At 54.3% G+C, this 21,024-nt stretch carries 19 protein-coding genes; 7 read left to right on the plus strand and 12 right to left on the minus strand.

The annotated features are described in order from the left end of the window. Positions 1-3: 3 nt before the first annotated feature. The 4 genes from sspA to zapE form a co-directional block, all read right to left on the minus strand. Positions 4-642: a stringent starvation protein SspA gene (gene sspA / locus MC50_RS05730; RefSeq protein WP_004868218.1), complete on the minus strand. Its 639-nt coding sequence runs from the start codon at positions 640-642 to the stop codon at positions 4-6. A gap of 314 nt (positions 643-956) precedes the next feature. Beyond that, positions 957-1,349, minus strand: coding sequence for a 30S ribosomal protein S9 (gene rpsI / locus MC50_RS05740; protein ID WP_003025138.1), 393 nt, complete (start codon positions 1,347-1,349; stop codon positions 957-959). 15 nt (positions 1,350-1,364) lie between these two features. Next, positions 1,365-1,793, minus strand: a complete 429-nt coding sequence (rplM, locus tag MC50_RS05745; RefSeq protein ID WP_004868222.1) for a 50S ribosomal protein L13 — start codon at positions 1,791-1,793, stop codon at positions 1,365-1,367. 290 nt (positions 1,794-2,083) lie between these two features. Further along, positions 2,084-3,211, minus strand: coding sequence for a cell division protein ZapE (zapE, locus tag MC50_RS05750; protein ID WP_032690550.1), 1,128 nt, complete (start codon positions 3,209-3,211; stop codon positions 2,084-2,086). Between the two features lie 190 nt (positions 3,212-3,401). Here zapE and zapG point away from each other — a divergent pair, with 190 nt between their 5' ends. The 3 genes from zapG to degS all read left to right on the plus strand — a co-directional run bounded on the left by zapG (position 3,402) and on the right by degS (position 6,487). Further along, positions 3,402-3,800 (plus strand): Z-ring associated protein ZapG, encoded by a 399-nt coding sequence (zapG, locus tag MC50_RS05755; protein ID WP_004868227.1) that lies wholly within the window; start codon positions 3,402-3,404, stop codon positions 3,798-3,800. A gap of 173 nt (positions 3,801-3,973) precedes the next feature. Then, positions 3,974-5,341 carry a serine endoprotease DegQ gene (degQ, locus tag MC50_RS05760; protein WP_032690549.1) on the plus strand — a complete coding sequence of 456 codons (1,368 nt, stop codon included), beginning with the start codon at positions 3,974-3,976 and terminating at the stop codon, positions 5,339-5,341. A gap of 87 nt (positions 5,342-5,428) precedes the next feature. Next, positions 5,429-6,487, plus strand: a complete 1,059-nt coding sequence (gene degS / locus MC50_RS05765; RefSeq protein WP_032690699.1) for an outer membrane-stress sensor serine endopeptidase DegS — start codon at positions 5,429-5,431, stop codon at positions 6,485-6,487. A gap of 53 nt (positions 6,488-6,540) precedes the next feature. Here degS and mdh read toward each other — a convergent pair whose 3' ends face one another. Beyond that, positions 6,541-7,479: a malate dehydrogenase gene (gene mdh, locus MC50_RS05770; RefSeq protein WP_004868243.1), complete on the minus strand. Its 939-nt coding sequence runs from the start codon at positions 7,477-7,479 to the stop codon at positions 6,541-6,543. Positions 7,480-7,894: 415 nt separating this feature from the next. Here mdh and argR point away from each other — a divergent pair, with 415 nt between their 5' ends. From argR to yhcN-B, 3 genes are all read left to right on the plus strand, one after another. After that, positions 7,895-8,365, plus strand: coding sequence for a transcriptional regulator ArgR (gene argR / locus MC50_RS05775; protein ID WP_004868245.1), 471 nt, complete (start codon positions 7,895-7,897; stop codon positions 8,363-8,365). Positions 8,366-8,718: 353 nt separating this feature from the next. Then, positions 8,719-8,982: a peroxide/acid stress response protein YhcN gene (yhcN, locus tag MC50_RS05780; protein ID WP_004868247.1), complete on the plus strand. Its 264-nt coding sequence runs from the start codon at positions 8,719-8,721 to the stop codon at positions 8,980-8,982. A 102-nt stretch (positions 8,983-9,084) separates the two neighbouring features. After that, positions 9,085-9,351, plus strand: a complete 267-nt coding sequence (gene yhcN-B, locus MC50_RS05785; RefSeq protein WP_004868249.1) for a DUF1471 family stress response protein YhcN-B — start codon at positions 9,085-9,087, stop codon at positions 9,349-9,351. Between the two features lie 49 nt (positions 9,352-9,400). Here the strand turns inward: yhcN-B and MC50_RS05790 are convergent, their stop codons facing one another. The 4 genes from MC50_RS05790 to aaeX form a co-directional block, all read right to left on the minus strand. Then, entirely contained in the window at positions 9,401-9,676 is a 276-nt protein-coding gene (locus tag MC50_RS05790) for a barstar family protein (RefSeq protein WP_032690548.1), read from the minus strand. A gap of 162 nt (positions 9,677-9,838) precedes the next feature. Then, on the minus strand, positions 9,839-11,806 hold the full coding sequence (aaeB, locus tag MC50_RS05795; protein WP_046853409.1) for a p-hydroxybenzoic acid efflux pump subunit AaeB: 1,968 nt from the start codon (positions 11,804-11,806) through the stop codon (positions 9,839-9,841). A 5-nt stretch (positions 11,807-11,811) separates the two neighbouring features. After that, positions 11,812-12,744: a p-hydroxybenzoic acid efflux pump subunit AaeA gene (gene aaeA / locus MC50_RS05800; protein ID WP_032690546.1), complete on the minus strand. Its 933-nt coding sequence runs from the start codon at positions 12,742-12,744 to the stop codon at positions 11,812-11,814. 7 nt (positions 12,745-12,751) lie between these two features. Then, the gene (gene aaeX / locus MC50_RS05805) at positions 12,752-12,955 is read right to left on the minus strand and encodes a p-hydroxybenzoic acid efflux pump operon protein AaeX (protein ID WP_004868260.1); all 204 of its coding nucleotides are present in this window, start codon (positions 12,953-12,955) and stop codon (positions 12,752-12,754) included. A 131-nt stretch (positions 12,956-13,086) separates the two neighbouring features. Here aaeX and aaeR point away from each other — a divergent pair, with 131 nt between their 5' ends. After that, on the plus strand, positions 13,087-14,016 hold the full coding sequence (aaeR, locus tag MC50_RS05810) for an HTH-type transcriptional activator AaeR (protein ID WP_032690545.1): 930 nt from the start codon (positions 13,087-13,089) through the stop codon (positions 14,014-14,016). A gap of 74 nt (positions 14,017-14,090) precedes the next feature. Here aaeR and tldD read toward each other — a convergent pair whose 3' ends face one another. From tldD to rng, 3 genes are all read right to left on the minus strand, one after another. Further along, a complete protein-coding gene (gene tldD / locus MC50_RS05815) occupies positions 14,091-15,536 on the minus strand; it encodes a metalloprotease TldD (RefSeq protein WP_032690544.1) in 1,446 nt (481 codons plus the stop codon). An 88-nt stretch (positions 15,537-15,624) separates the two neighbouring features. Next, entirely contained in the window at positions 15,625-19,425 is a 3,801-nt protein-coding gene (gene yhdP, locus MC50_RS05820; protein WP_049266984.1) for an AsmA2 domain-containing protein YhdP, read from the minus strand. 127 nt (positions 19,426-19,552) lie between these two features. Next, on the minus strand, positions 19,553-21,022 hold the full coding sequence (gene rng, locus MC50_RS05825; RefSeq protein ID WP_032690542.1) for a ribonuclease G: 1,470 nt from the start codon (positions 21,020-21,022) through the stop codon (positions 19,553-19,555). Positions 21,023-21,024: the final 2 nt, after the last annotated feature.

Genomic DNA, 21,024 nt, shown 5'->3' on the forward strand with positions numbered 1-21,024 from the left:
CGGTTAGCCCCGACCGAGACGCATTTCACGCTCGGCTTCAGTTAAAGAAGCGAGGAAGGAATCACGTTCAAAGACGCGAGTCATATAGCCCTTGAGCTCTTTCGCGCCGGCACCAATAACTTCAACACCGAGAACCGGCAAACGCCACAGCAGCGGCGCCAGATAGCAATCAACCAGGCTGAACTCATCGCTCAGGAAGTAAGGTTTCTGAGTGAAGACAGGCGCGATCGCCTGCAGCTCTTCACGCAGCTGTTTACGTGCGGTATCCGCTTGCGCGGCGGTACCGGTCTGAATGGTGTTCATCAACGAATACCAGTCTTTCTCGATACGCTGCATGTACAGACGACTTTCTCCACGCGCTACCGGATAGACCGGCATTAACGGTGGATGCGGGAAACGCTCATCCAGATATTCCATAATGATGCGGGATTCCCACAGAGTGAGCTCACGATCCACCAGCGTAGGTACGCTTTGATTCGGGTTGAGGTCAATCAGATCCTGAGGTGGGTTGTCCTTCTCCACGTGCTCTATCTCAAAACTAACACCTTTTTCTGCCAGCACGATGCGGACTTGGTGGCTATAGATGTCAGTAGGACCAGAAAACAGCGTCATTACCGAACGTTTGTTGGCAGCGACAGCCATGAAAACCTCCAGGTATATTCAGAATTTTTGTACTGCTACCAGCCACGCGTGGCCAGCCAGATGTAAAAACCCCATTCGCGTGAAGTCATTATTGTTTATGCCTAAAAAACAAAAAATGAACAATCACCAGCATTTGGGCAGAAAATTGGATGATAGTTTACCAGATCTTGAAGGCATTGTGGTGAGGGGATTCTGGAAATGCTGAAAAAGTGGTAAGAACAGGCGATTTCCTTGTGGATAACCGCAGGTTTATGCATAAAAAAACCCGCCGAAGCGGGTTTTTTCGCAAATTGTTCTGCATAAGCAGAAAACAATTAACGTTTGGAGAACTGAGGACGACGACGTGCTTTACGCAGACCGACTTTCTTACGTTCAACCTGACGAGCATCACGGGTAACGAAGCCAGCTTTACGCAGTTCGCCACGCAGGGACTCATCATACTCCATCAGAGCGCGGGTGATACCGTGACGGATCGCACCAGCCTGACCAGAGATACCACCACCTTTAACGGTGATGTACAGATCCAGTTTCTCAACCATGTCGACCAGTTCCAGCGGCTGACGAACTACCATGCGGGCAGTTTCACGACCGAAGTACTGTTCCAGAGAACGCTGGTTGATAACGATTTTGCCGCTGCCTGGTTTGATGAAAACGCGAGCTGCGGAACTTTTGCGGCGACCAGTGCCGTAATATTGATTTTCAGCCATTGCCTATAATCCCGATTAGATGTCAAGAACTTGCGGTTGCTGTGCCGCGTGGTTGTGCTCGTTACCCGCGTAAACTTTCAGTTTACGGTACATAGCACGACCCAGCGGGCCTTTTGGCAACATGCCTTTAACCGCGATTTCAATCACACGCTCAGGACGGCGAGCAATCATCTCTTCAAAGGTCGCTTCTTTGATACCACCGATGTGGCCGGTGTGATGGTAATACATTTTGTCTTCGCGCTTGTTGCCGGTTACAGCAACTTTTTCTGCGTTCAGAACGATGATGTAATCACCAGTATCGACGTGCGGAGTGTATTCCGCTTTGTGCTTACCGCGCAGGCGACGAGCCAGTTCAGAAGCCAGACGGCCCAGAGTTTTACCGGTCGCGTCAACAACATACCAGTCGCGCTTTACGGTTTCTGGTTTAGCTGTAAAAGTTTTCATTAAAAGCTTACCCAAATAATAAGTTACACGTTGGTGAACACCCAAACGTTTAGTCAGTTGAGGTTCACACGACATTGTCCAGCAAACCTACCCCTTCGAATAGCCTATGCCGGCACTATAGAAAGTTTTGGGAAAAAAACCTTCTTGTAACGTGGGGTCGCAAGATTATAGAGAAGTCGGGGCCAAAGATCGACCCCTTTATGTGATTTGAACCTGCTTTTTTCGACGGCGCGTTGCCGTGCGATATCCTTGTGCCCTGGCAACAGGATGCGCAGGGGAAAGCCCGCCAGTTAAGGCATATGCGGGCGTTTCAAATACTCTTCGCTTTGCATTTCCTGCAGGCGCGATAAGCAGCGCTGAAACTCAAACTTCAGTCGCTCTCCCTGATAAATGTCATACAGCGGCACCGCGGCGCTGACAACCAGCTTAACGTGCCGCTCGTAGAACTCATCCACCAGGGCGATAAACCGCCGGGCTTCGCTCTCCAGCTGCGTCGTCATCACCGGTACATCAAATAACATGACGGTATGGAACAGGCGCGAAAGCGCGATGTAATCGTGCTGGCTGCGCGCGTCCACGCACAATGTGGCAAACGAGGCCGCCAGCGTCTGGTTTTCGACGCCTAATGTCGGGAGCGGTCGATGGTTAATTTCCAGCGTCGGCGTCTGCTCGCGTTTCGCACCCGCTAATGCCAGCCATAGTTTATCCATCTGCTGCTGCGTCTGCGCATCGAGCGGCGACAGCCAAAGGTGGGCCTGCGTCAGCGTGCGTAGGCGGTAATCAATGCCCGCGTCCACATTCATAATGTCGCAATGCTGTTTAATCGCATCGATCGCGGGCAGGAAGCGGGCGCGCTGCAGGCCGTTGCGATAGAGCTCATCTGGCGGGATGTTCGAGGTGGCCACCAGCGTGATGCCACGTGCGAACAGGGCTTTCATCAGGCCGCCCAGCAGCATGGCGTCAGTAATATCGGAGACAAAAAACTCATCGAAACAGAGAACGTCGGTTTCCGCCTTGAAGCGGTCGGCGAGGATTTCCAGCGGGTCGCTGTGCCCCTGCAGGGCCACCAGCTCTTCATGGACGCGCAGCATGAAGCGATGGAAGTGCAGGCGCTGCTTACGATCGCCAGGCAGGCTATGATAAAAAAGGTCCATCAGCCAGGTTTTCCCTCGCCCGACGCCCCCCCACATATAGAGGCCACGTACGGCAGCCGTCTCGACGGCAGGTTCACGCTTACCCAGCAGCTTGCCGAATTTTGCCCGCAGGCCGCTGCTTTGCGGCGCCGGAACAGGTTTATTCTGCAGTTCATGATAGATAGTATCGAGGCGGCTTACCGCTTCTTGCTGGACGTCGTCAGGTTGATGGCTGCCCTCTTTGAGAGCTAAAAGGTAACGCGATGTTGGGGACAGGCTTTGCATGATCTAATTGTTATTCCTTGAAAACCGTAATGCTGAAGCTCACGATTGACGAAAAAAAGGCCGTTCTACACTACGCGATGATACGCCAGGATTCCACTTCTGTGGAATTAGCGGTTATAGTGGCACTATCGGGCGCAGGCGGAGAGCCTTACAGCCACCCTACGGAACCACAAAACAACGGGAGATGTACATGACCTGGGAATATGCGCTAATTGGGCTAGTTGTCGGTATCATCATCGGTGCCGTCGCCATGCGTTTTGGCAACCGCAAATTACGTCAACAACAGGCGCTGCAGTTCGAACTGGAAAAGAATAAAACAGAGCTTGAAGAGTATCGTGAAGAGCTGGTCAGTCATTTTGCCCGCAGCGCTGAACTGCTGGATAACATGGCCGATGATTATCGCCAGCTGTATCAGCACATGGCAAAAAGCTCCAGCAGTCTGCTGCCGGATACCATGGCGGACGCAAACCCGTTCCGCAATCGTCTGGCGGAATCAGAAGCCGGCAACGATCAGGCACCGGTCCAGATGCCGCGCGATTATTCTGAAGGCGCATCCGGCCTGCTGCGCGGTGGTGCAAAACGCGACTGATTTATCCCTGCCAGCAAAAATATTATCCGGGCGCACTCCCTGCGCCCGCCTCAACCCCACATCCCAGCTATTATTTAATCATTGACCGCATTGTTAGCCGGTTGAAAATTCAATAACATCAGGCCATTCGGGACGTTTTTCCATACACCTCAGGTTACGAGAGCCAGCAACTAATGAAGAAACAGACTTTGCTGTTGAGTGCGTTAGCGTTAAGCATCGGGTTATCGTTGTCGGTTTTACCTACGGCGACGGCATCGTTACCCACGCAGGTACCCGGCCAGGGGGCTTTGCCAAGCCTTGCGCCGATGCTGGAAAAAGTGCTGCCCGCGGTCGTGAGCGTCCAGGTTGAAGGGACCGCCGCCCCCACGCAAAACATGCCGGAAGAGTTGAAAAAGTTCTTTGGCGACAATGCGCCGCAGGAGCAGGCTCAGCCTTTTGAAGGCCTGGGCTCCGGGGTAATCATCGATGCCGCCAAAGGCTATGTATTAACTAATAATCACGTGATCAGCCAGGCACAGAAAATCAGTGTTCAGCTCAACGATGGGCGCGAATTTGATGCGAAGCTGGTCGGCAGCGACGATCAGAGCGATATCGCCCTGCTGCAATTACAAAACCCCAGCCATCTGACGCAAATCGCGATCGCCGATTCCGATAAACTTCGCGTTGGCGATTTCGCCGTGGCCGTCGGTAATCCATTTGGCCTCGGGCAGACCGCCACATCCGGCATTATTTCCGCACTCGGTCGCAGCGGTCTGAACCTTGAAGGGCTGGAGAACTTTATCCAGACCGATGCCTCTATTAACCGGGGTAATTCCGGCGGCGCGCTGCTGAACCTGAACGGCGAGTTGATTGGTATCAACACCGCGATTCTGGCGCCAGGCGGCGGCAGCGTCGGCATTGGCTTTGCCATTCCGAGTAATATGGCGCAAACCCTCGCTCAACAGCTGATCCAGTTTGGCGAAATCAAACGCGGCCTGCTGGGAATTAAGGGCATGGAAATGAGCGCGGATATTGCTAAAGCGATGAATATCGACGCTCAGCGCGGGGCCTTCGTCAGCGAAGTCTTACCGAATTCAGGTTCGGCGAAAGCCGGGATTAAGTCCGGCGACGTGATTGTCAGCATGAACGGTAAACCGCTGAGCAGCTTTGCCGAGCTGCGTTCGCGAATTGCCACGACCGAGCCGGGCACCAAAGTGAAGCTGGGCCTGCTGCGCGACGGGAAACCGCTGGATGTCGAAGTCACTCTGGATAAGAGCACCTCGTCTACCGCCAGCGCCGATCTCATCATCCCTGCGCTTCAGGGGGCATCGCTGAGCGACGGTCAGATGAAAGACGGCACTAAAGGCGTCGCCGTCGACAATGTCGATAAAGGAAGCCCGGCGGCGCAGGTTGGCCTGCACAAGGACGATATTATTATCGGCCTGAACCGCGAGCGCGTGCGCTCTATTGCCGAACTACGTAAAGTGCTGGAGAGCAAGCCGGCGGTCATCGCTCTGAACGTCATTCGCGGTAACGAAAGCATCTATCTGCTGCTGCGATAACACGCATTTCCGGACATCGCCCGCAGTGCGATGTCCGGATAACTCGTGTTATGCTGCGCATGTCCATCCATCAACGATACCGGTATCATGCCTGGAAAGTTTTTACGTTCTGTACTCATTGGTTTGATCGTCGGAGGCCTGCTTCTGGCCGTAATGCCTTCGCTGCGTCAATGGCATCTGTCGACAACAACCCAGTACGATAGCGCGGACGAGTCGCCCGCCAGCTATAATTCTGCCGTTCGCCGCGCTGCCCCTGCGGTGGTCAACGTCTATAATCGCGCGCTGAACGGTACCAGCCATAATCAGCTGACTCTGGGCTCCGGCGTTATCATGGACCAGCGTGGTTACATTCTGACCAACAAACACGTCATTAATGATGCGGATCAGATTATTGTCGCCCTGCAGGATGGTCGTGTTTTTGAAGCGTTACTGGTTGGCTCTGACACCCTGACTGACCTGGCGGTATTAAAAATTAACGCCAATGCCGGCCTGCCGGTCATCCCTATCAACCCGAAACGAGTGCCGCATATCGGCGATGTCGTCCTTGCGATTGGTAACCCTTACAACCTCGGTCAGACGATTACTCAAGGGATTATCAGCGCTACCGGTCGTATCGGCCTGAACCCTACCGGACGGCAAAATTTCCTGCAAACCGATGCATCAATCAACCACGGCAACTCCGGTGGCGCGCTGGTGAACTCGCTGGGCGAACTGATGGGTATCAACACGCTGTCATTTGATAAAAGTAATGATGGTGAAACGCCGGAAGGGATCGGCTTTGCGATTCCCTTCCAGCTGGCAACCAAGATCATGGATAAGCTGATCCGCGATGGCCGCGTGATCCGCGGTTATATCGGTATCAGCGGCCGCGAGATTGCGCCGCTGCATGCTCAGGGCGGCGGCATCGATCAGCTGCAGGGGATTGTGGTTAATGACGTTGCTCCGGATGGTCCGGCGGCTCAGGCCGGTATCCGCGCCAACGACGTGATCATTTCGGTGAATGACAAACCGGCGGTTTCCGCCCTCGAAACCATGGACCAGGTCGCGGAAATCCGCCCAGGCTCCGAAATTCCGGTGGTTATCATGCGCGATGACAAAAAAATCACTCTGCATATCGCCGTTCAGGAATATCCGGCGACCAACTGACCGACATAAAAAAACCGGAGCCGCGGCTCCGGTTTTTTTATCGCATCGCCATTTTATTTATTGACGAAATCTTCGCCCAGGGCGATATCTTTCTTCAGCGTATCGAGCATGCCTTCCAGCGCCTGTTGCTCAAAGGCGCTCAGCTTACCGAACGACTGACGCTCTTCGATGCCGTTTTTGCCCAGCAGTAACGGCTGTGAGAAGAAACGCGCGTACTGGCCATCGCCTTCAACATAAGCGCATTCGACCACGCCTTTCTCGCCCTGCATCGCACGCACTAAGGAAAGACCAAAGCGGGCGGCCGCTTGCCCCATAGAAAGCGTGGCAGAACCACCACCGGCTTTGGCTTCAACGACTTCGGTGCCGGCGTTCTGGATGCGTTTAGTCAGATCGGCAACTTCTTGCTCACTGAAGCTCACGCCAGCAATCTGCGACAATAACGGCAGGATGGTCACGCCGGAGTGGCCGCCAATAACCGGCACTTCAACGTCGGATGCGGATTTACCTTTCAGCTCAGCCACAAAGGTATTTGAACGGATGATGTCCAGCGTGGTAACGCCAAACAGTTTGTTCTTATCGTACACGCCCGCTTTTTTCAGCACTTCTGCCGCAATAGCCACCGTCGTGTTCACCGGGTTAGTAATGATACCGATGCAGGCTTGCGGGCAGGTTTTCGCTATCTGCTGTACCAGGTTCTTCACGATACCAGCGTTAACGTTAAATAAATCGGAGCGATCCATGCCTGGCTTACGGGCTACGCCAGCGGAAATCAGCACCACATCAGCCCCAACAAGCGCCGGAGTTGCGTCTTCACCGGAGAAACCTTTGATTTTTACATCGGTAGGGATATGGCTAAGATCAACCGCCACGCCCGGCGTGACCGGAGCAATGTCGTACAACGAGAGTTCTGAACCTGAAGGCAGTTGGGTCTTAAGTAGTAGGGCAAGCGCCTGGCCGATTCCACCAGCGGCGCCGAGGACTGCAACTTTCATCCTAAACTCCTTATTATGGTTAATATAGTCTTTCGTTACTCCGTCGCCTGGACCTTAATTCACAAGATGAACAATTACAATAAGTATGGTTGAAGAATGCGTTCTGGTGCGCAGCGATGCATCCGCTTCGCATTTTCATCCCTGAGACTGACCATCCAGCAAAACGTAGTACCGGATCGACTGTTGGTTACAATACACCCAGCTCACTCGGCAAAACAACATCATTCTCATAACATTTAGTTTACTTTTACAGCGATTTACGCGCTGTGATGAAGGCATGTTCCTTAGCAGGGTTATTTGCTAAAATATGCCCCCTTCATAACATTATTTACTTTATCCCCCTGCGGATTATTTGCATAAAAATTCATTACTATGCATAATGATGTTGTTTTTACCACCATAATTTGGGTGACTTATGCGAAGTTCGGCAAAACAAGAAGAACTGGTTAAAGCGTTTAAACTGCTGCTTAAAGAAGAAAAGTTCAGCTCTCAAGGTGAAATCGTCCAGGCGCTGCAGGAAGAAGGTTTCGATAATATCAACCAATCGAAAGTCTCCCGCATGTTGACAAAATTTGGCGCGGTTCGTACCCGTAACGCCAAAATGGAGATGGTCTATTGCCTGCCTGCCGAGCTTGGCGTTCCGACGACCTCCAGCCCGCTGAAAAACCTCGTGTTGGATATCGACTATAACGATGCCGTCGTGGTTATCCATACCAGCCCGGGCGCAGCGCAGCTGATTGCTCGCCTGCTGGACTCTCTCGGCAAAGCGGAAGGGATTCTCGGCAGCATTGCCGGGGATGACACCATCTTTACGACCCCGGCCAGAGGCTTCACCGTCAAAGATCTGTACGACGCCATTCTCGTTCTGTTTGAACAGGAACTCTGAGAGCCTCCCCTCTGGTCCCCACCAGAGGGTCTTTTCAAAAATATTGCATTTCTTTAACATTTAGTGTGGTTTTCGGCCTCTATACATACTTTTACCGAATGAACTCGCCGGAAGCGCACAAAATATCAAAACATCCTATCTATATGATTTTAATCGCTATATCAGACCTGAATGGCGAGTAAATGACATTTCTAATTCTTATATGTTATAAAAACGACAATTCTTTGTAATTATTTACTCATACAACCATTAGCAGGGTATTAATATTTTTGGTGATTAGTGTATACTTGATTTTGTGATGAGGGTCACGAAACGAAGAGCCCTCAATAATAAGATTCGACGAGGTGAACATCATGAAAATCAAAACAACTGTCGCTGCACTAAGCATCCTGTCTGTTCTGTCATTTGGCGCTTTCGCCGCTGACTCTATCAACAGCGATCAGGCACAAGGCCGTCAGTCAATCGGTACCATTTCCGTCGGCGCGGTGAGTTCTTCCCCGATGGATATGCATGAAATGCTGAACAAAAAAGCTCAGGAAGAAGGTGCATCTTCTTATCGCATCATCGAAGCCCGTACCGGTGACCACTGGCACGCTACGGCAGAGCTTTATAAATAAGACGTAACGATTGTCGGTTACGAACTCAATACGAATAATTTCCAGCGGCCCAGGCCCATATAAAGCCTCCCGCCGCTGCAACAAATGGTTGGAGTAAAGATTATGAAACGTTCAATGATCATCGCATCCCTGGGCCTGGCTTCCGTTCTCTCCTTCGGCGCGAGTGCCGCCGTACATCAGGTCAACGCGGAACAAGCTCAAAACCTGCAGTCGATGGGCACCATCTCTGTTTCTCAGGTAGGCAGCGCCCCGATGGATATGCGCCATGAACTGGCGGCTAAAGCCGAAAAAGAAGGCGCCAGCAGCTACCGTATTATTGAAGCCCGTACCGGCGATAGCTGGCACGCTACAGCTGAGTTGTACAAATAAACCCTCGTCGTCTTGTCCGACGACTTGCCCCCGCCCGTCGGGGGCTTTTTTATGCCTGCCTGGCGTTAAACCGTAGCTCCCCTTCCAGCTCTTCTTCCGCTTCATCAAACAGCAATATCAAGGCGCCAAAGCGCCGACGCTGCTTATCGCTTAAGTGAATAAACTCAATCTCCAGCGGCAGCGGCAGCAGACCGCCGGTTACGGCTTCCCACAGTGAGTCCAGATTGTTCACCTGCTCGCGGTTGAGCGAGAAGCTCTGTGAAAACTCACGATAGAAATCCTGCTGATCGGCTATATCATCAAAATCAAATGTATAGATAGTCATCGCCCACACCCTGTCAACATCGCGCTATTGCCACCCGCCAATACTGCCCATACTTGCACGCGCCGGGGTTTCTTTCCCTGCTTCCCTGAACGAAACGCGAATATCCCCGACGATTAAGTATAGTGATAAAAAAACCGACGCTTCAGCGTCGGTTTCAGGGAGTTAGTGATTGGTGAAGGCGTACTGGTATTTTCGCAACATCTCCACCAGCCGCCGGACCGGTTCGGTCACCTGCGGCGATGCCTCCCAGGCCTGCAGTTTTTCCTGATAAACGTCCAGCTCTTCAAGCAGACGGGCGAAATAGCGACGCCGCTTATCATCGTTGCTGGCGGATATCATATGGTCCGCGGTGCGTCGCAGCTGGCGATGGAATGCAGAGAGATCTTCGTTGACCGGTACCGGAGCGTCCCGCAAACGTTGATGGGCAATAATCAGCGTCAATGCGAGGCGGAAACGGGCAATGTCATCGGGAAACTTATTCAACAGTAAGAACAGCTGCTGATAAAGCGCGGGAAGATGGTTCTCTTTGCGACGGGCGGTGTTGGTGGTCAGCGATGAGACCGCCGCCGAAACAAACTGATTCAGCAGCACGCGCCCGGTACGCTCCCGAGAGTTATCCCGCACCAGCAGAATCACCATCAGCGCCAGGAAACAGCCGACGATTTGTCCCAGCGCACTATCGAGAAACTGGCTGAACTGAAACTGCATTGGGTTGTCCAGCACCAGGATATTGATGGTGCCTGCCAACGCCCCCATCGATCCCAGCCGGCGCTTCTGGACTTCAATCCCAATGAAGAATGCCATCACCGCCAGGCTGATGCACAGCAACAGCATGCTTTGCTGCGTCGCGGGCATAATCACGAGGAAAAACAGCGCCCCCAGCGGCAGGGCTACCAGCATCCCGTAGAGGAAATCGAGCGCCACCATCCGCGGGTTCGGTAGGCGCATCGCCAGCGCGGTCACCACGGCGATCATCACCATCGCCCCGCTGCCGGAGGTCCAGCCGGTCCACAGCCAGAACAACGTACCGAGGATGCAGGAGATGGAGGTGCGCCAGAAGTTGACCATCGCATGATGACGCTCGGCGGACCCTGCTTTGATCACCACTTCATCCTGCAGCACTTCATCTTCAATCCGGCTGATTTTGGTATTGCCGACCACGCCGCGTTTCAACAGCAGATAGCGCGTCGCCGCCCCCACCCAGCTGTAGATCGTCACCGGCGTGTTGTGCTCCCCTTTCCAGGTCAGAAAGCGGCGCATTCTCTTCAGCTGTCGGTGGACGTCCTGCACGGTTTCAACCGGCTCGGCAAACAGCTCGCGATAATCATCGGTCACCATTTCCGGGCGTGAATTCTGGATTAAATAGGTTTCACAGGCCTGAGTAATCAGCGTCAGGGAGATGGTGTTAATGGCCTTCAGGCGGCGGTTAACCTTTGCCCACCGCGACGACTCCATAATCAGGTTGCCGCGCATGCCTTCCAGGGCGTTAGTCCGGCGTACCAGCGCCCCCCATGCTTTGTCGACCACCTCGCTGTCGCCATGCGCCACACAAAGTTGCATCAGGCGGTACTGTTCTACCAGCAGGTTATCCAGTTCAAGATCGATCTCTTTCTTAATCGAGCGCGGGGAAAATAGCAGATCCGCCATGATGGCGCTGACAATCCCCACCACAATCTCGCTGCAACGCTCAACGGCAAACTGCGGCGCCAGCATCGGATCGGTATGAATGGTGATAATAATGATCAGCGCGGTATAGCCTGCCAGCCCCCACGCGTAGGAGTTTTCGACGCGAACCAGCGAGGAGATCCAGGTGCAGAAACCCGCCCACAGACAGCACACCAGCATCATCAGCAGCGGCGCGCGAATCATCAGAATGATTATCGCCAGCGCGGCAATACAGCCGATAAACGTCCCGACGATACGCAGCATCCCGCGATAGCGGATGGCGCCAGAATAGGGTTCTCCCCCGGCGGCGAATGCCGGACCGGCGGCAACAATAGCCGCCGTCAGCACCGCCCAGCGCGGGGTTTCCAGTTGAAAGTGGAAGCCGACGAATAACGCCAGCACCACCGCACACGCTAATTTAATGGCGAAGCGAAGGTGCCGGGGAGCAATGGTGAAGATCCCCATGGCGATTAACCAAACTCACGCAGGCGCATCGCCAGTTTCTGGAAGAAGTTCACCTGGGTCGTATCGCGGTCTTCTTTACCGGTAATCACCACCGTCGCGGTTGTCCCCGCTGGCCACAGATTGCCCTGCTGCTTATCGAGTCGAATACGGACCGGCACACGCTGCGCCAGGCGAACCCACTCAAGGTTAGAATCCACGGAAGCCATCCCTTTAGCATCGCTGCTGCTGCTGGCGTTGGTCACCCCGGCGGCAATACTGTCCACCGTACCTTTAATCGAGCGGCTGCTTCCCAGCGGGGTGATTTCCGCACGGTAGCCCTGACGAACCCCTTCAAGTTTGGTCTCTTCGAGGTAGGCCACCACGTAAAAGGTGTCTTGCTTAACCAGCGCCACGGCTGTCGAGCCACGGGTAATAAATTCGCCGCTGTATACGTTGAGGTTGGTCACCCAGCCATCGGCCGGCGCGCGGATAACCGTGCGTTCAAGATCGAGCTTCGCCAGATCGCGGGTTGCCATCGCTTTTGCCAGCTGATGCTCCACCGTTTGTAAGACGTTGTTGGCCTGGTCTATTTCCTCACGGGACATCGCCTGTATGCCAAGCCGGTTACGACGCCCGGCCTCGGTACGCTTTTCCTGCGCCAGGGTCTGGTAGTAAGCGACATCGGCCTGAGCCTCTTCGAGGGCTTTCTGATAACGCGGCTGATCGATCACGAACAAAACCTGGTCTTTCTTAACCAGCTGGTTATCCTTGACGTTGACCTGCGTAATCAGTCCTGACACATCCGGCGCGATCGCCACGATATCGGCGCTAAAGCGTGCGTCACGCGTCCAGGGTGATGCGGTGTAATAGACCCATGCGCGAAAAATCGCGACAAATGCGAGGATAACCAGTATCACAGTGATTGCGGTACGGAAGATATTTCTTGTTAGTGTTTTCACATCGACCTCAAACGAACAAACGCGATATCAGATAAAAAAGGCAGCAATATAACGCGGTATTAAACAGTGCAGGGTGCCAGACAAAATCATAGATGCCGGTGGGAACCAACAGCCGATGTACCAACCAGAAAATGGCCAGCGATATTAGCAACTCAAAGAAGATCGGCGGAAATGACAAGCCGAAAATCACGATGACAGGAAACAGACTCATGATGACCTTGATAAGAAGCGTACAGGTGATATGCGTGAAGCGTTTATTATGTAGCTAACAATATAGTAACGTAACAATTGCAGCATGATCTATATTATGTGATCTAAATCACTTTTAAGTCAGAGTGAACAATGGAACGATTAAAACGCATGTCCGTTTTTGCCAAAGTGGTTGAACTGGGTTCATTTACCGCCACGGCACACCAGCTCCAGATGAGCGTTTCATCCATCAGCCAGACTGTCTCCAGACTGGAAGATGAACTCCAGGTGAAGCTGCTTAACCGCAGCACCCGCAGCCTTGGCTTAACGGAAGCCGGCAAGATCTATTACCAGGGCTGCCGACGAATGCTGTTCGAAGCGCAGGACGTCCATGAGCAACTGTACGCGTTTAACAATACGCCCATCGGTACGCTGCGCGTCGGCTGCTCTTCAACTATGGCACAAAATGTCCTCGCCCACATAACCGCTGGAATGCTGAAAGAGTACCCGGGTTTATCCGTCAACCTGGTCACCGGAATTCCGGCGCCGGATCTGATTGCTGACGGGCTGGATGTGGTGATCCGCGTCGGGGCATTGCAGGATTCCAGCCTCTTTTCACGCCGGCTTGGCTCGATGCCGATGGTGCTCTGCGCAGCAAAAAGCTACCTGCAGCAGGCGGGGATCCCGGAAAAACCGGCCGATCTCGCCAGCCATTCGTGGCTGGAGTACAGTGTGCGCCCTGACAATGAATTTGAAATTATCGCCCCGGAAGGGATCTCAACCAAACTGATCCCCCAGGGCCGCTTTGTCACCAACGATCCCATGACGCTGGTCCGCTGGCTGACCGCAGGGGTCGGGGTGGCTTACGTTCCGCTGATGTGGGCGATCGAAGAGATCAACCGCGGTGAGCTGGAGATCCTGCTGCCAAGCTACCAGTCAGATCCGCGTCCGGTATACGCGCTGTATACCGAAAAAGACAAGCTACCGCTGAAGGTTCAGGTCTGTATTAATTCACTGACGGAGTATTTCGTCGAGGTGGCAAAAATTTACCAGGGGATGCACGGCCGGGGAATTGCCCGCTAGCGACGCGACACAAACAGCAGCGATGGCCGGTGCAGGCTGCGCCTCCGCAAAATGCGGAAGCGCATTCAGAATACTCAGGCGGTTCCGCCAACGGTAAGGTTATCGACTTTCAGCGTCGGTTGGCCAACGCCTACCGGCACGCTCTGGCCCTCTTTACCGCACACGCCGACACCGCTATCAAGCTTCAGATCGTTACCGACCATGGAAATCTGCTGCATCGCTTCAATACCGGAACCGATCAGGGTCGCCCCCTTCACTGCTTTCGTGACCTTCCCTTTTTCGATCAGGTAGGCTTCTGAAGTGGAGAACACAAACTTACCTGAGGTGATATCGACCTGACCACCGCCGAAGTTAGGGGCATAGATACCGTAATCAACCGATTCGATAATCTCCTGCGGCGTCGATTTACCTGCCAGCATGTAGGTGTTGGTCATCCGCGGCATCGGCAGATGGGCGTATGACTCACGACGGCCGTTACCGGTCGGCGCAACGCCCATCAAACGCGCATTGAGTTTGTCCTGCATATAACCTTTCAGGATACCGTTCTCAATCAGCACGTTGTATTGGCCCGGCGTCCCTTCGTCATCAACGGCCAGCGAGCCGCGGCGATTGGCAATGGTGCCATCATCCACCACGGTGCACAGTTCGGAAGCCACCAGTTCCCCCATATGGCCGCTGAACACCGAGGTACCGCGACGGTTGAAATCGCCTTCCAGACCGTGTCCTACCGCTTCATGCAGCAATACCCCAGGCCAACCGGCCCCCAGCACCACCGGCAGCATGCCCGCCGGGGCGGCAACGGCAGATAAATTCACCAGCGCCATCCGCACCGCTTCTTTCGCCCAGGCATCGGCACGGACTTCACCGTCTTCGGCAGCCAGGAAATAGTCATAGCCAAAACGACCGCCGCCGCCGCTGGAGCCGCGTTCACGTTTACCGTCGTCTTCCACCAGCACGCTGACCGACAGACGCACCAGCGGACGAACGTCCGCCGCTAACGTGCCATCGGTCGCCGCGACCAGAATCAATTCATACACGCCGCTCAGACTGGCGGACACTTCCTGCACGCGTTTATCAGCGGCGCGAGCCGCTTTATCGACGCGGCGCAGGATATCCAGTTTCTCTTCGCGGCTCATACTTTGCAGCGGATCGATACTGGTATACAGCGCGCTGTATTCTACCGCCCCCAGGGTACGCACTTTGCCGTCGCCGCTGTCGCGCACGATGGTACGAGCCGCCTGCGCGCTCTGTTCCAGCGCCAGTCGACTGATTTGGTCGGCATAAGCAAAACCCGTTTTCTCGCCGCTGACCGCACGAACGCCGACGCCCTGGTCAATATTGTACGAACCATCTTTAATGATGCTGTCTTCCAGAACCCAGGATTCGTGATAGCTCGACTGAAAATAGAGATCGCCGTAATCCAGACGGCGCTCGGCCAACTGGCCAAGAATGGCAAAAAGATCCTGATGATTCAGGCCATTTGCTGACAGTAATTGTTCACTTACCAGGTTCAGACTCATCGTTATGCTACTCGTTTGTTGCCGCCGGTCAGGCGGAAATAAAAAACGCTATCCATTGAGAGTGCGGTAATTCCCCGCAATCGTCAAATCATTGCTTTTTGTCACTGCGCGCCTGGCGCAGGACTTCATTGATCTGCGGCTGATCGATAGGGCCAGTAATGCGATAACGCAGGATAGATACTTTGTTCCACAGCGGCCCCAGCACTTTACTGGCGGCAAACACCGCGGCGCCGACTATCGGATTTATCACAAACGCTGTCGCAACGCCGACGGTCGCCGAAATTTCCGGGGCCACGACGGCCTGCATATCCAGCCGGCGGCGTACCAGGTCGACCGAGCCTTTCATCGCGATATCCGCCTCGAGGCCATCCACCAGCGTATCATCCGTATTCAGCACGCCATCTTTAATCCATGCCGTGCTGTTGATCGAATCAAAATAGAAGCCTTCGCTGAAGGTATCGCTAAAGTCGAAACGCAGCTTTCGCAGCAGCGCATCGACGCTCAGCAGACGCAACAGCTGCCCGGCATGACCGGTGCTGATGTCGGTAAATTCGCCTTTCCCGAGATGGCTTTTCAGCACCCCATTGAGCGATGCCACGTCCGGCTGCCACGGCGGTGCACGCCAGTGCAAATCGTAATCGACATCGAACGACGACCCTTTCACCGGCGTCGAAATACCGAAAAAGCTGGCGAAGGCATCCGTTTTATTCCCATGGAGTTTACCTTTCAGCGACGTCCGCACGCCGCCCGGGGCATTGACCCATACGCCGTCGGAAGTCAGACGGCCAAAACCGGTATCCACCAGCCCGTTAGCCAGCGTCAGGGTATCGCCTTTAATTGAGAAATCACCGTCGATGCGCCCGTATTTTTGCCCCCATAGCCAGCACTCTGCGCAGCGCAGCTGGAGATCCGGCCAACCGCGAAAATCAAGGCGGTTACTGGCAAGCGGGTTCGTCCCGCTGGACGCCTCACCACTCTTCTGAGCGGCAGCCGGGTTGTAATACAGATAGCGAATGGCGGCCTGCCAGGGGGCATTTTGCCGCATTGTCAAAGAGGCGTTAATTTCGCGCCCCTGGGCTTCAACCTTCGAGCCACCGGCATTCGGTTGACTCACCAGGCTCACGTTGTTCCAGCTTTGGCCAGCAAACGTCAGCGACGGCGTGCGCAACGTGATACGTTCCGGGAAGAGAATATTGCTGCTGACTTCATTGACTGCGCCACCCTGGAAAAGCGCCAGCCACTCCGCGCCATCCATCGCCGGCATATTCAGCTCAACGCCGGCCTGATCCGGCAGCGGAGAAATGGCTTTGCTATCAGAGGTTAAAATCGCCCGATCCAGCGTCAGCTTACGGTTCAACAGCCAGCGGCTGTTGAAATGATTTTTCGCACCAATAGCGCCGGTCAACTCGAAGCTGTTTAACCCGCCTTCAACATTAATTTTCACCGGCAGCGGCTCACCCGCTGTTTTATCGACCGGAGAAGGTAAGTCACTGCTTACATTTTTCAGATCGCCGTTAATATCAACCTTATAGCTCGCATTCCCATGGTACGGCAGCTCAATTGCCACCTTACCGTCCCACGGCACGCTACCGCTAACGGCATCATTGACCGCTTTTGGCAGGAGACCGGTACGCGATGGCTGCCAGCTGGCGTTCATGCCAACGTTGACCAGGAAGGCCTTAGGTCCCTCGGTGGTGGAAAAATCGAGATTCAACGGCTGATTAAACCAGCTGGCTTTCAGGGTCTCGCTTTTCAGATCGCCATTTGTAAAGCTGAACTTACCGGTCAGATCCTTCAGCGTTGTATCAATCGGTTTGATAAACAGGCTGTTATTCACCAGATTGACATCGCCTTTGGCGGTGGTCAGCTCGCCATCCAGCGGAATATCAAGATGTAAGCGAGCGCTCACATTCCCATCCAGTTGTAGTTCATCCAGTGCCGAACCCAGCGTCTCTTTCAGCGGCGTCTCGTTAAAATAGGGTCCGACATCTTTCCCTGGACCGTTGATATCGGCATCAATAAGCAGTTTTTCCCGCGAATAATCCGGGATAACCGCATCAAGGTTGCTGGCGGTGACGTTCCCCAACATGACCTTATCGGCCTTCATCCACAAACCGTTATTGATAAAATCGAGGTTGATATCCAGCCCGGTTAATGCCGGCCAGTCGGGTTGAAAGGCAAAGGTGGCGTTGGTTAATGGCACCGAAACCTGGAACTGGCCTTCGTTATGCAGATACGGGAACAGGTGCGGGTTACCGCCGTAAACCAGGGTGGCGTTGGTTGCCTGCCCGCCTTTTATCGCGCCGCTGAGATAATCCACCAGCTCTTTGCCCATCAGGTTTTCTGGAAAATAGCGCCATGCCTGACCACCGTCATTGGTGCTGATCCCCGCCAGAATCCCCAGCCACGGCTCATCACCCTGCGGCTGTAAATAGCGGAACCCTCCCCGCGCACGTACTCCGGTTGCCTGCACGTCAATGTTGCGCCCGTCAAGCATAAAGCCTTTGTCATTCTTCACCCAACTGAGGGTGGCATCACCTTTGGCAATTTCCAGCGGGGCGCGGAAGACCGTGGCATAAGGCATTTTGGCTTCGCTCATACTGGCGTGCAGCGAGCCGTTCTCCACGCTTCCGGCAGCGCTACCCGAGAAATGTTCGGCCCCCGGCAGCAGCTTCCACTGTTTCCAGGAGAGATCGCTCCAGCTTGCCTGAAAACGGGACTTTTCCGCTGCCTGCAGCGGGATATCCAGCGCCAGCAGATCGATTTTGCCGGCAGGTTGCGTGGTACGCCAGACCTCGCCCAGCTCAGGGGCCAGCTTATCGGCAATCGGTTGCAGCCCGGTCAGGCCATTGAGATCGAGGTGACTGGCGCGGACACGCAGCTCATCGCTGCGCGAGTGGTTATCACCGCCGACATCCTGGGCCGGGATCCACGCCATCGCCAGCGCGCCGCGCGGCCAGGCTTTGCCGTCGATCGAGATCCGGGTATCCGGGATGTCGAAGCCCCAGCCCTGCTTCTCGCGGAAGATATGGGCCGTCAGATTATCTACCGTCAATCGATGGGGCTGACCATCACCCTGCCAGCTGGCGCCGCCCTTCTTCAACCAGACGTCACCGCTGGCGATATCGCCTTTGTCGATAGTCATCCAGCCTTCGAGGCTAAAGCGCGCAGTCTGCAACGCAATATTGTCCTGCATCCAGCGGCCCAGCCACGGCTTCACGTCAATATCATCCGCCTGCAGCCATACGCGCCCTTTGTTCAGCAGACCATTTTCATCACGCAGATCCATACGTACCTGCATCACCCCATGCTGGCCGTTCAGACTGGAGAGACTCAGTTGCCCTTCTGCACGATGGCGGTTATTCGTATTCAGCCAGGTGAGCTGCGGAACAGCTAATTCCGCACGTTGCCCGGAAATGGTCACGAAACTCAAATGGCTATCGCGCAGAATAAAGTGGTCGAACTGGCGCAGGAAGAGATCGCCAATATGGTCGGTTTTCAGACTCTCGCCGCCATCATTGGTCTGGATTGGCGAATTGGTATGGATTTTCAACTGCCAGAAGGTGAGGTCGCGGAATTGCCAGCGCATGTGCAGCAGACTTTGCCAGACATCCAGCGCCAGAGTGACCCGTTTAACCGAGAGCTGGCCGCCGTCTTTCAGACCCGCGGAGACATCGCGCACGTCGAGCGTCGGGCCAAAGTTTTCCCAGCGGGCCGTTAGCTGTGAAGCATTGACCGGGGAGCCTGAAAGCGCAGAGATTTTTTCCAGCAGCTGCGGGCGCCATGCGTCCAGCTGCGGCAGAACGAGACGCAGGCCGCTCACCAGCAGTGCGACGACAACTGTCAATGTTGCCGCGGTGAGCAGTAATATCCCGGGCAGTCGCCTCACGCCTCTCTCCTTGTCAGACTTTTACACGTCATCCGTCTATTTGCCTCCGCGTCGGCGGCGTTGACTTCCGGGATAAGCCGTCGTTCGGCCATACTCCCGGGTGCCAGAGCAGAAGCAAACCAGATGATTACATCATAACGACATCGAACTGCTCTTGATTATAGAGCGGTTCAATTTGTACTTTGACCTGTTTGCCGACAAAGATTTCGACTTCCGCCAGCGCGTGCGACTCTTCCCCTTTCAGGGTTTCCGCAACCGCAGGAGAAGCATAGACCAGGAAACGATCGGAATCGTAGGCATGATGCACACGCACAATCTCACGCATGATTTCATAGCACACCGTTTCCACCGATTTCACCGTACCGCGTCCGTGGCAGGTAGGGCAATCCTTACACAACACGTGCTCAACGCTTTCACGAGTCCGCTTACGGGTCATCTCTACCAGACCAAGCTGGGAGAAGCCGTTAATACTGGTTTTGACCCGATCTTTACTCAGCGCCTGTTCCAGTGAATGCAACACCCGGCGACGGTGATCTTCATTATTCATATCAATGAAATCAATAATGATAATCCCGCCCAGATTGCGCAGACGCAGCTGGCGGGCAATCGCCTGAGTCGCCTCAATATTGGTATTAAAAATCGTATCGTCGAGATTGCGATGACCGACAAATGCCCCGGTATTGATATCCACGGTGGTCATCGCTTCGGTTTGATCGATAACCAGATAGCCGCCGGATTTCAGCTCCACCTTACGCTCCAGCGCGCGCTGAATTTCGTTCTCCACGTCAAAGAGATCGAAAATCGGCTGACGGCCGCTGTAATGCTCCAGCTTGCTGGTCATTTCCGGCATATATTCGGCGGTAAACTCCACCAGCGATTCATACGTCAGGCGGGAATCGACGCGTATACGGTCCAGATGCTCATCGGCAAAATCACGCAGCACGCGCTGAGCCAGCGCCAGTTCACCGTACAGCTGATAACGGGTCTGCTGACGTTTTTTGCGCTCCATGACCTTCGTCCATACGCGCTTGAGGTAAGCCGCATCGGCGGCTAACTCCTGTTCATGCACCCCTTCCGCGGCGGTACGGATGATAAAACCGCCCTGCTCATCGCAGTAGTCGGCCACCACCTTCTTTAACCGCTCGCGTTCAGCTTCACTCTCGATACGCTGTGACACGCCGACGTGAGAAGCCCCCGGCATAAAGACCAGATAGCGGGAAGGCAGCGTAATGTCCGTCGTCAGGCGGGCGCCTTTGGTGCCGAGCGGATCTTTCACCACCTGAACCATCAGGTCCTGGCCCTGACGAACCAGTTCGGAAATATCGCGCACCGTAAACTGCTTTTGTTCTTCCCCGGCAACGCATTCGGTATGCGGCATAATATCTGACGCGTGCAGAAATGCGGCCTTATCCAGGCCAATATCTACAAAAGCCGCCTGCATCCCCGGCAGTACACGACTGACACGACCTTTGTAGATATTGCCTACGATTCCGCGCCGCGCTTCACGCTCAATATGAATTTCCTGCAGAATACCGCCATCAATGTACGCAACGCGCGTCTCCGATGGCGTTACGTTAACTAATAATTCAGCCGTCATCT

Origin of the sequence: Klebsiella planticola, from assembly GCF_000783935.2 — a bacterium.
In the GTDB taxonomy this organism is placed as follows: Bacteria; Pseudomonadota; Gammaproteobacteria; order Enterobacterales; family Enterobacteriaceae; genus Klebsiella; species Klebsiella planticola.

Coding starts and splice junctions, on each gene's coding strand:
- rpsI (WP_003025138.1), bottom strand. CDS start 1,349: ATGGCTGAAAATCAATATTACGGCACTGGTCGCCGCAAAAGTTCCGCA.
- mdh (WP_004868243.1), bottom strand. CDS start 7,479: ATGAAAGTTGCAGTCCTCGGCGCCGCTGGTGGAATCGGCCAGGCGCTT.
- tldD (WP_032690544.1), bottom strand. CDS start 15,536: ATGAGTCTGAACCTGGTAAGTGAACAATTACTGTCAGCAAATGGCCTG.
- degQ (WP_032690549.1), top strand. CDS start 3,974: ATGAAGAAACAGACTTTGCTGTTGAGTGCGTTAGCGTTAAGCATCGGG.
- zapG (WP_004868227.1), top strand. CDS start 3,402: ATGACCTGGGAATATGCGCTAATTGGGCTAGTTGTCGGTATCATCATC.
- MC50_RS05790 (WP_032690548.1), bottom strand. CDS start 9,676: ATGACTATCTATACATTTGATTTTGATGATATAGCCGATCAGCAGGAT.
- aaeR (WP_032690545.1), top strand. CDS start 13,087: ATGGAACGATTAAAACGCATGTCCGTTTTTGCCAAAGTGGTTGAACTG.
- zapE (WP_032690550.1), bottom strand. CDS start 3,211: ATGCAAAGCCTGTCCCCAACATCGCGTTACCTTTTAGCTCTCAAAGAG.
- degS (WP_032690699.1), top strand. CDS start 5,429: ATGCCTGGAAAGTTTTTACGTTCTGTACTCATTGGTTTGATCGTCGGA.
- argR (WP_004868245.1), top strand. CDS start 7,895: ATGCGAAGTTCGGCAAAACAAGAAGAACTGGTTAAAGCGTTTAAACTG.
- yhcN (WP_004868247.1), top strand. CDS start 8,719: ATGAAAATCAAAACAACTGTCGCTGCACTAAGCATCCTGTCTGTTCTG.
- sspA (WP_004868218.1), bottom strand. CDS start 642: ATGGCTGTCGCTGCCAACAAACGTTCGGTAATGACGCTGTTTTCTGGT.
- yhcN-B (WP_004868249.1), top strand. CDS start 9,085: ATGAAACGTTCAATGATCATCGCATCCCTGGGCCTGGCTTCCGTTCTC.
- aaeX (WP_004868260.1), bottom strand. CDS start 12,955: ATGAGTCTGTTTCCTGTCATCGTGATTTTCGGCTTGTCATTTCCGCCG.
- rng (WP_032690542.1), bottom strand. CDS start 21,022: ATGACGGCTGAATTATTAGTTAACGTAACGCCATCGGAGACGCGCGTT.
- rplM (WP_004868222.1), bottom strand. CDS start 1,793: ATGAAAACTTTTACAGCTAAACCAGAAACCGTAAAGCGCGACTGGTAT.
- aaeB (WP_046853409.1), bottom strand. CDS start 11,806: ATGGGGATCTTCACCATTGCTCCCCGGCACCTTCGCTTCGCCATTAAA.